The following is a 10,129-nucleotide window of genomic DNA, read 5'->3' on the forward strand; positions in this document are numbered from 1 at the left end:
AGTTAACTACCTATTATATTAGTTTATATATAGCACCGGGTAATTGGGTAATTTGCTTTTTTATGATTAAAGATAACAGAACTGAATGCAAAAGTCCAAATTCCCACCGGGTACGCTCCAGCAGCTCATCCACAGATCCGGGACCCTGCTGCAACATATGGTATAGTTCCATTTCCTCTTTTGTCAACCCATCGACACTGCTGGCATAATCTTTTGTGTATGTATGGGCACCTACAGAAGACTTCTCCGCAGCCTCCTTCAGCTGGCGCTGATACTCTTCTGTAATATCCTCAATAGCGGTAACCAGCTTGGCACCCTGCTTGATCAGCTCAAGCGTTCCTCTGCTTTTGGGGGAAGTGATTGGACCCGGAACTGCAAAAACATCCCGTCCTGCTTCCAGCGCTGCATCCGACGTAATTAAAGAGCCGCTTCGAATGTCGGCCTCTACCACGAGCGTTCCCAATGTAATTCCGGCAATAATCCGGTTGCGCTGTGGAAAATAGCCCGGATGGGCCCCGGTGCCTGGCGGATATTCCGATAACAGCAGTCCTTGTTGAGCGATTTCTTCATATAAAGTACGATTCTCCGGCGGATAAATCGTATCCACGCCCGCACCCAGGACGGCAATAGTCTTTCCGTTCTGCTTTAGCGCTGCAGCATGGGCGATGCTGTCAATACCGCGGGCAAGGCCGCTGACAATAGTCACTCCTTTTGTAACTAGATCCTCCGTCAGCAGCGTGGCTACTTTGCGTCCATACGCCGTTGGAACGCGGGTGCCCACCACGGCAAGCGACGGACCGTTCAGTAAATCCAGGCTTCCGCGGGCATACATGACCCAAGGCGGCCGGGGAGAAGACTTTAACATATCCGGATACATGGAATCAAGAATACAGATCACCCTGATTCCCTCATTCTGCTCCTTCGACAGCCGATTGCCTGCGTTCTCGACAGCCTCTGCAAAATGTAGGGACAGCCGATGAGCAGCCTCGACACGAATCCCCATCGCCGTCCAATCCTTGACTCCATAACTGCACATGTCCATATGCAAGCCAGAAGCATAGAGATTATCTATCGTTTTCCAGCCAATACCTTCCGTTTCATGCAAAGCTACCAGCATTGCTTTTTCGTACCGCGGACTTGTTGACATAGCTATTCCTCCCATATATATAGTAGTAAAAAAACGCAAAAAGCAACCCTTCATTTCCATCAGGAAATAAAAGGTTGCTTACCTGTACTGCGATTGTTTAACTATTGCGATGTAGAAGCATTCAATTCATCCTAGTGCGTTGTGCAGAGATTCAGAATGCCCTTCTCTTCCAGAACGCTAACCAAGGTGGAGCCCATCTCGGATGGTGTTGGCGCAACCTTGATGCCGCAGGATTCCAGAACGGAAATCTTCTCGCTTGCTGTACCTTTACCGCCGGAAATAATCGCACCGGCATGTCCCATGCGCTTTCCTGGAGGCGCTGTTGCGCCACCAATGAAGCCAACGACAGGCTTGGTCATGTTCACTTTGATCCACTCCGCCGCTTCTTCCTCTGCGGTTCCGCCGATTTCCCCGATCATAATCACGGCTTTTGTCTGAGGATCCTCATTGAAAAGCTTCAGGATGTCGATAAATTCAGAGCCCTTCACCGGGTCTCCACCGATACCGACAGCGGAAGACTGGCCAATACCGCGAGCCGACAGCTGATGAACCGCTTCATAAGTCAGCGTTCCGCTTCGGGAAACGACACCAACATGACCTGGCATGTGAATATATCCAGGCATAATACCGATCTTGCACTCGCCTGGTGTGATCACACCTGGGCAGTTAGGGCCGATCAGGCGGGTTTTCTTGCCTTCCATGTAACGGGAAACCTTCACCATATCAAGCACCGGAATGCCTTCAGTAATACAGATGACAAGCTCCATCTCAGCGTCGACCGCTTCCATGATGGAGTCGGCTGCAAATGCTGGAGGTACATAAATAACGCTTGCTGTAGCGCCTGTAGCTGCTTTGGCTTCCTCTACGGTATTAAATACCGGCAGGCTCACCAGTTCGCCATTCTCCAGTGTAATCTCTACTTGAGTTCCACCTTTGCCCGGAGAAGTTCCTCCTACCATCTGCGTGCCGTAATCGAGCGCGCCTTTGGCATGAAACAAAGCCGTCTTGCCGGTAATTCCTTGGGTAATCACTTTTGTATTCTTGTCGACCAAAATACTCACGATTGATTCACATCCCCTAACTGTTATTTGAAAAGGACAGCAATCGCACGGACGGAATGTTTCTTCCTTCGTGCCTCACATGCATGCTTCTGCAGGAATGAATATTATTGAACGAGGGAAACGATCTTCTGCGCTCCATCCGCCATTGAATCAGCAGGTACAATATTCAGTCCGGATTCGGCCAGAATCTGTTTGCCCAGATCCACGTTTGTTCCTTCCAGACGCACAACGAGAGGGCGAGTAAGTCCGATCTGCTTGGCCGCTTCCACAACACCGGTAGCAATAACGTCACAACGCATAATGCCGCCAAAAATGTTGACGAAAATTCCTTTAACCTGTGGATCAGACAGAATGATCTTGAAAGCTTCAGTTACCTTCTCCGTTGTTGCACCGCCCCCAACATCAAGGAAGTTCGCAGGGTCGCCGCCATAGTATTTAATGATGTCCATGGTTGCCATCGCCAATCCGGCTCCGTTAACCATACATCCGATGTTTCCGTCCAAAGCTATGTAGCTGAGATCGTATTTGGACGCTTCGATTTCCTTCTCATCCTCTTCTTCCAGATCGCGCAGCTCCTGAATGTCCTTATGACGGAACAAGGCGTTGGAATCGAAATTCAGCTTCGCATCCAGAGCCATAACATTCCCGTCTCCGGTTACAACCAGTGGATTGATCTCGGCAATCGAGCAGTCCTTTTCAACAAATGCTGTGTAAAGCGCAATCATAAATTGAGCGGCCTTATTGACCAGCTCTTTCGGAATGTTGATGGCATAAGCCAGCTTCCGCGCCTGGAACATCTGCATACCTACCGCAGGATCGATAACCTCTTTAAAGATCTTCTCCGGCGTTGCAGCTGCTACCTCTTCGATCTCGGTGCCGCCTTCTTCCGATGCCATCATGACTACACGTCCAGTACCTCGGTCCACAACGACGCCGACGTAATATTCCTTGCGGATATCACAGCCTTCTTCGATAAGCAAGCGCTTAACTTCCTTGCCTTCCGGTCCTGTCTGATGTGTTACGAGCACTTTGCCCAGGATTTCCTCTGCATAAGCACGTACTTCATCCAGGCTCTTCGCTACTTTAACACCGCCCGCTTTACCGCGGCCGCCTGCGTGAATTTGAGCCTTCACCACAGTAACCGGGCTGCCGAGTGCTTGAGCGGCCTCCACAGCTTCATCCACCGTGAATGCTACTTTTCCGTTTGGAACGACTACTCCATATTGCTTCAGTACTTGTTTTCCTTGATATTCATGGATATTCATTCTGGAATCCTCCTATCAAACTGACTGGAACAAGGCCTTTTTCACCTATACTTAAACCCAAGCTATTGTAACACGATTTTAAAACGCTTACCTTAAAAATCGCTTCAGCCATCTAAAGTATTTTGATATGGATATGATTCATTCTAGAGAATATTTGGGAAAATAAGTTATTTCATGAATGATTTTTCCTTAATTGTGTATCAAAGAGATCTCTTTAATGCTTCTTCGTTCGAAGTATAAGATAGAGGATAATGCCTAGAATTGTTCCCAGCAGCGCTGCCGGTACAAATAAAAATAGAAATACATTGCTCCATACTATGTTCAACGCATCCCAGCCCCTTTCAGGTGTTGCTCTCGATTAGTCAGCATCGAAAGCTTTACACCTATAACACTTGTAAGGAGATGGTAGTTACGGTTAAATAATAATTACCAACCTATTATTGAACAACATTGAACTGCGGCTAACTACGTTTATGTTGACTTTAAATCCACCTTTTCTTACAATAATAGGTATCTACGAAAATAAGGAAGCACCTTTTTTCTGATGCAACCCCACTTTTGACATGCAAAAGTGAAATGGATCTCAGAGAGAAGGTGCTTTTTATGTATGGCAAGCTGCACAGCGCATGCTTGTATGGCATTGAGGGGGTACCCATTCAGGTTGAAGTAGATCTGGCTAATGGCCTGCCCCAAACTAACATTATCGGATTGCCGGACTCCTCGATTCGAGAATCCGTCGAACGGGTAAGGGCTGCGATCAAGAACTGCGGCTTCACCTATCCTTTGCAGCGGATTACTGTCAATCTTGCTCCGGCTGATTTACGGAAAGAGGGCGCCGCCTTTGACTTGGCAGTTGCTCTCGGGATTCTGACCACGAGCGAACAGCTGGTGCTCCCTGCAGCAGAGAAGCTGCTCATCATCGGAGAGCTCGCACTTGACGGTAGTCTTCGCCCGGTAAAGGGAGCGCTGTCCATCGCAGAAGCAGCGAGAACCAAAGGCTTTCAAGGCATTCTGCTGCCGCAGGCCAATGCGCAGGAAGCGTCTCTGATTCAGGGCATACCTATTTATAGCCTGGAGCATCTCAGTCAGCTGCTGGAGACCTGTTCCAGCTCAAGTGAGAGCATAGCGAAGACAGAGGCGGCTACGTCGTCACGCAAGGGACGGCCTCCTGTTGTGGATCTTGGAAGGCTTACCTTTGACTCTTCTTCTGCCTCTGGGACGGTCCCTTCATCTGCAGAATCTGCGTTTGCAGAGGACTACAGTGATGTCTACGGTCAACTGCATGTCAAGCGAGCGATGACCATTGCTGCTGCAGGCATGCATAATCTCATTCTTATTGGTCCGCCCGGCACCGGGAAGACGATGCTGATCAAGCGGCTGCCGACTATTTTACCAGAGCTTGGTGAAGAGGAAGCGCTGGAGGCGACCAAAATTTTCAGTGCCGCCGGCAAGCTGAAGCAGGATGATGCGCTGCTCCGCAAGCGCCCTTTTCGCTCTCCTCATCATACGATCTCTCCCGGCGGCCTCATTGGTGGAGGAGGCATACCGAAGCCCGGCGAGGTTAGCCTGGCTCACCGCGGCGTACTGTTTCTGGATGAGCTGCCGGAATATTCGCGCAGCGTCCTGGAAGTGCTTCGCCAGCCGCTGGAGGATTATGAGGTGACGATCAGCCGCTCCAGAGCCGTCTTTACGTACCCTGCCCGGTTTATGCTGGCTGCCTCGATGAATCCGTGTCCGTGCAGAGAACACCTCTGGCATCTATATAATGAAGAAGAAAAACCTCACAACACTAAATACACCCTCTGACTCCAACACTCCTGGATCAAAGATTAAGGCTGCTAGAATAGAAGCGAACTTATCAATTAGAGAACTTGCTGCTTTATCTGGCCTGACACCAGAAGCTATATCAATGATGGAAAATGGTGTCCATCCTCCCTCACTAAAAAGCCTTATAAAGATATCAGCCTGTCTTAACCGGCCCATTTATTACCTGGGGTGTTTTGAAGCTCTCCCTGAGAAAACTCTGGGTGAAAGAATAAAGAAGGCCCGTCTTTATAAAGGATATACAAAAGAGAAATTAGCAATGAATCTAAATGTGGATCCAAAGTCAATCTTGAACTGGGAGACGAATAAGGTTAGACCTTCCAGTAAGAACCTACAAGAATTGAAGATGTACTTGCAGATTACTGAATAAACAAAAACCAACCCGTGAGGATTGTTCCACGGATTGGTTTTCTACCTAAAAGCTACTATATTGTCGATCTTGATCCATCTCTCCGACTATTCGGTTATGAGCCAACCACTCTAACCAACTGATTTAAGGGAAGCGTTAATTTCGATTTTAATCGGTTCAGTTCCCCTTGATTTCAAAGGGTTTTCTCTCCTACAGGATTAGCATGTTTTAATGAGTTTGTGACCAAATCTGTGACCATTTTTATGATGTCATCTTTTATCAAAAAATTCTAAAAAATTATATTCATTATATACCGCTTCACCAAATTGTCATATTAACTCAGAATTAACAAAATTAGGACTGTAAGTACTAGGACTTATGATGTAAAATTAACAAAAAAAAAAAAAAAAAAAAAGACATGCAGCAAACCCTACATGCCCAGTTTCAGTTATATCATTCATTTATACTATACTAGATTATACATTTCTTTTCTAGTACTATAAAAAAAAGGAACAAATGTTTGGTTTGTCTGTCTTAGATTTGGAGGCTTAGATGTGTTAACGACAGACATTAGAATTCATGCTTATGATTTATGCACCCCAAAATACTTTAAAAACAGGTCTTATGTTGTTGGGAGATATGACCATGAGCAAATTGCTGTTTTGTTATACCTCTTAATGCAACAAAAAGAAGTTAATCGTATGCTACTCTACAGACACAAAATGATCAATTTACATTCCTATCATGATAGTGACGATTCTGATATCGTTGAAGGAAAGTTTATTACAGCTCGTTATGGAAAAACACAAGAAATTATGGATGTTTATAACCAAACAGTAACAGGTACAAAAAATAATAACGAAGGAGTAATCAATGAAGTATATTTCACTATAGATAAAGTCACAGGATTAATCTTAGTGGAACATGATGATGAACATGTTATATCACGTGAAATTCTTCAACGTTATTTCAAATCAAAAATGGGTCTTGTAGAAAGTTATATACAAAAGTTCAACAAATTGAACAAAGAAATCATGACATTACCTAGGAGTGCATATGTTTCTGTTACAACAGTTCCTTCCAAAGGTTTTTTTGATGAATTAAATGAACTAACAACCATTAAAGAAGTCTATGTTTATTCAGACATTGAAGAGGGTACAAACAATGACGCAATACAATTCTTAGCCAAGCAAGCAAGTGAAAATGAACTTGAAGATTATCAAGGAGTTAAAATTAGTTTAATTAACAAGTTAAAGAGAAAAAGTATTAAACATGTTGAGGCTTATATTAGAAGTTTAATGGAGCTAGAGGCTTACGATGGCTACGGTGTCATTGGTTCCTCGGATGGTCGACGTAGACAAATTGATTACTTATCCAACAGCGTATCGATGTCATATGTAGCAAAAGTGAGCGTAAACGTTAACGGAATAATAAACTTTCAAGACTTAATTTCTGAGATGGTTCGAATTTCCAAATACGACAACCCAATAGAATACAAGCGTAGTATACCTATTAAACCAAATAAAGTATATGGTGATGATAACTATGAACATGAACTGGAAAGCGCAACCACGAAAGATTAAACAAAAAAAGAATTCAGTTAATCAACATCTGAATGTGATAATAACTCAATATTTTACGTATTCATCTAAAAAAGAATTGATTTTTGATGTTGGTGTACCGGTTGTACTCTCAGTTGCCCTGTTTGCCACTATTGGTACACTCTCAAAATCCAACACCGAAATAATTAAAATCTTTACTGATATTATCACAGGATCTCTATCGGTAATGGCAATCTTAGCAGGTTTCAACACCACTTGCCTAGCTATTATTGCATCGACAAATCAGGATACCCTAAGCAAGCTAATAAAAGAATCTGAGCAAGACGATGAAAGTATTCTACACAAAATTGTCACGTTTTTCAGCTATGCTATTAGTACAGAGATAGTGCTCCTTATAATTGGAATAATATATGTCATAATAAATAAAAATCTCCAAGATATACGAATTGTAATGAATTTTCTAGACCCTATGGTAGTACGAGTAACTCTATCTACATTGGGTGCTCTTCTATCAGCTTTACTACTACATACTCTCTTTGTTTCTTTAAGAAATGTTTCTTTATTATTTAGGTACGTACTTTTCATTGCAAATGAAAATAACAAATGAATAAAAGCCAATACCATCTTCAATGCAATTCTATTCTTGCACAGAAAGAAATGAACTAAATTTCGCCTACCTTATATTAACTGACCTCATCACTTTAGTTTTAAACACATGATAAATCCAATGTGAGTAAAGAAATAGTCTAGTGTATAAGAAGGACCCTATCGCATTTTGCGCTGGTAGGGTCTACGCTCTAATTACTTTTAACTTCCACCTCGCCACCAACAACCTTCAGAAAAATAAGCTCTTTTCCTTTCTTTATGTCAACGGTCTGGTCTGAATCCTTTTATCCGGAGTTATACTCACTTCTTTTACCATATATCAAATGAGACTGATATCTGGATTAGGTACACCTTCTGAAAAATGTAAAAAATTTGTGCATAATTAACTAGTCGATTCGATTCATCATTAACTATCAATCGTTGCCTAGGGTTTTCTTCTCTAATAATAAGTCCAATAATCAAGATTACTGCTATCCTGGGTCGGCACCTGTAGCTGCTCATCTTCTTCATCATGAAGAATCTGGATTCCACTTGTTGTCTTCCTGTCTGGCCACGCAATATATGCCTTGCTCTCCAGATCATTCAAGCCCTGAGTAATGTCTACCTTAGATCGGCCAGTAAGAAGCTCCATCTGTTTGACAGACGGCATGGTTCGCCGATGCATTGAGTAGTTGATAAGTATGCGCAGCAGTTTACGCTCCAGATCGGGCAGCATCGCGGCCACCTCCCACTCGTGTTGTAGCGAGAATATTCTCGCTCAGAAATACCCGTGGAGATCTAGTCTTTAAACACTGTGCCCTAACTCGGCCATTCCGGACACCAAGAACTTCAATTTGTCTCTGAGTGATGTTATTTTTACGGTCTATGTATATGATCTCGACGACTGCTCCAATGTACTTCTCCATAATACTCGCCTCCAATAAGAACATTTGTTTGTATTATAACCAAACGTTTGTTTGTAAATCAATGTAAGAAGAAGGGAATTAAGTTACCAGATCGAATATGTATTTAAAGATAAGGAGGGGAGCGGAAATGTGGGAGAAAGAAATTAGAGCAGCAATTCGAGCAAAGAGGCCTGTGATGATACGTTTAAGGGACAATGAGGTACTACAGGGTATACCAGCATCTTGTACAGAACACTTGGTTAAATTACGGCGTCATGACGGAGTGATTTGGATACCTGCAAATGATATAAAGCGTGCAAATCAGTTTGTAAGAATAAATTAAAATACGGCCCGGGTCATGCTTAAAGGAGTGGTAGAGAGTTGATATCTGATACGATTAAAAAGCTAGAATTTATTTTATCTGACGAAAGAAATCTGCAAAAAATCCTAAACGAGCGCTCTTTCACTGTTAGTAGAAATTATAGAGATAAGTCTCAATGGTATGAAACAACATACCCTATAACTTTGAAAAGATATGAAGACACGAGAAACTCCGCTCTTATTGAATCATGGGCAGAACGAATATCATGGGTGTTTTCTTGGGTTGCTGCGATTCCAGCTGGAGGATTTGATACAGGAGCGATGGAACAGATGTCCCGTTTAGAGGCCCATTATTTTGATGTACGCCTCGAAAATATTGATATAGAGTCATTCATGGGCGATATTTACTCATCCAACCATGGCGAAACAATGTTTGTTTCGCCTCTTGGCGCCGATCCAACACCAATAAAAATTTTTGTCATACTTGCTGATAAAATTATTCATGTTAACGAACGATGGAACAACACCCTATCAACTACCACTAAATTGCTACACTTTACTTTCCCAGGTCTTTTTCCGATATACGACGAAAAGATTCACAATATATTATTTATTGGAAAAACTCAAAACTATCGGCACTATCACGCATACCTTATTGCCTTACATCAATTTTTACGAACATCACCTCTTGTTTCTATGCTTAAAAAGTATGCAGAAGACAAAAACGTAACATTAGTTAGGTTAATTGAAATGGTTTTGTTTTCGAGAGCTTATAGAATACAGTTTTAAGTCGCAGAAAGACCCTACCAGCACTGACGAATGTAAACACTACCTATTCACGTGCCTTTTTATTATAGCAGTTTCGTTATACCTCAGCGTATCATCAACATGAAGATAACCCCGCCAGCCTAAGCCAGCAGGGGTTATTTTTCAGATTATCTTATTATAAATTATTTAATACCTGGAATCTTTCGTCGAATGTTGGATAAAAAGCATGGAATACTGGAACACTCATCTCATTATTATCATTGATGTTCCAAAATACTGTTAACCATTCTTCAAAGTTTGGTAAAGTTTTGACAATGACATTAGTAGCCTGGCTAATGAACC

The 10,129-nt window shown here is 42.9% G+C and carries 9 protein-coding genes; 5 read left to right on the forward strand and 4 right to left on the reverse strand.

Annotated elements, in window-relative coordinates; translation table 11 throughout:
* Positions 1 to 13: 13 nt before the first annotated feature.
* From dprA to sucC, 3 genes are all read right to left on the reverse strand, one after another.
* Entirely contained in the window at positions 14 to 1,147 is a 1,134-nt protein-coding gene (dprA, locus tag JJQ72_RS17455) for a DNA-processing protein DprA (RefSeq protein WP_208204464.1), read from the reverse strand.
* A 131-nt stretch (positions 1,148 to 1,278) separates the two neighbouring features.
* Positions 1,279 to 2,208: a succinate--CoA ligase subunit alpha gene (gene sucD, locus JJQ72_RS17460; protein WP_138226138.1), complete on the reverse strand. Its 930-nt coding sequence runs from the start codon at positions 2,206 to 2,208 to the stop codon at positions 1,279 to 1,281.
* Between the two features lie 104 nt (positions 2,209 to 2,312).
* Entirely contained in the window at positions 2,313 to 3,473 is a 1,161-nt protein-coding gene (gene sucC / locus JJQ72_RS17465; protein WP_208204465.1) for an ADP-forming succinate--CoA ligase subunit beta, read from the reverse strand.
* 603 nt (positions 3,474 to 4,076) lie between these two features.
* Here sucC and JJQ72_RS17470 point away from each other — a divergent pair.
* The 4 genes from JJQ72_RS17470 to JJQ72_RS17485 all read left to right on the forward strand — a co-directional run bounded on the left by JJQ72_RS17470 (position 4,077) and on the right by JJQ72_RS17485 (position 7,815).
* Entirely contained in the window at positions 4,077 to 5,279 is a 1,203-nt protein-coding gene (locus JJQ72_RS17470; RefSeq protein WP_208204466.1) for a YifB family Mg chelatase-like AAA ATPase, read from the forward strand.
* Complete coding sequence (locus JJQ72_RS17475; RefSeq protein ID WP_208204467.1) at positions 5,239 to 5,667, forward strand: helix-turn-helix domain-containing protein; 429 nt, start codon at positions 5,239 to 5,241, stop codon at positions 5,665 to 5,667. The genes JJQ72_RS17470 and JJQ72_RS17475 overlap by 41 nt, the downstream gene beginning before the upstream one ends.
* A 533-nt stretch (positions 5,668 to 6,200) precedes the next feature.
* Positions 6,201 to 7,229 carry a hypothetical protein gene (locus JJQ72_RS17480; RefSeq protein ID WP_208204468.1) on the forward strand — a complete coding sequence of 343 codons (1,029 nt, stop codon included), beginning with the start codon at positions 6,201 to 6,203 and terminating at the stop codon, positions 7,227 to 7,229.
* Positions 7,192 to 7,815, forward strand: a complete 624-nt coding sequence (locus JJQ72_RS17485; protein ID WP_208204469.1) for a hypothetical protein — start codon at positions 7,192 to 7,194, stop codon at positions 7,813 to 7,815. The genes JJQ72_RS17480 and JJQ72_RS17485 overlap by 38 nt, the downstream gene beginning before the upstream one ends.
* A 438-nt stretch (positions 7,816 to 8,253) precedes the next feature.
* Here the strand turns inward: JJQ72_RS17485 and JJQ72_RS17490 are convergent, their stop codons facing one another.
* Positions 8,254 to 8,529, reverse strand: coding sequence for a hypothetical protein (locus JJQ72_RS17490; protein WP_208204470.1), 276 nt, complete (start codon positions 8,527 to 8,529; stop codon positions 8,254 to 8,256).
* Positions 8,530 to 9,079: 550 nt separating this feature from the next.
* Here JJQ72_RS17490 and JJQ72_RS17495 point away from each other — a divergent pair.
* On the forward strand, positions 9,080 to 9,808 hold the full coding sequence (locus JJQ72_RS17495) for a hypothetical protein (protein ID WP_208204471.1): 729 nt from the start codon (positions 9,080 to 9,082) through the stop codon (positions 9,806 to 9,808).
* Positions 9,809 to 10,129 lie beyond the last annotated feature (321 nt).

The organism is Paenibacillus sp. F411 (genome assembly GCF_017582705.1).
GTDB classification, from domain to species: domain Bacteria; phylum Bacillota; class Bacilli; order Paenibacillales; family Paenibacillaceae; genus Paenibacillus_AQ; species Paenibacillus_AQ algicola.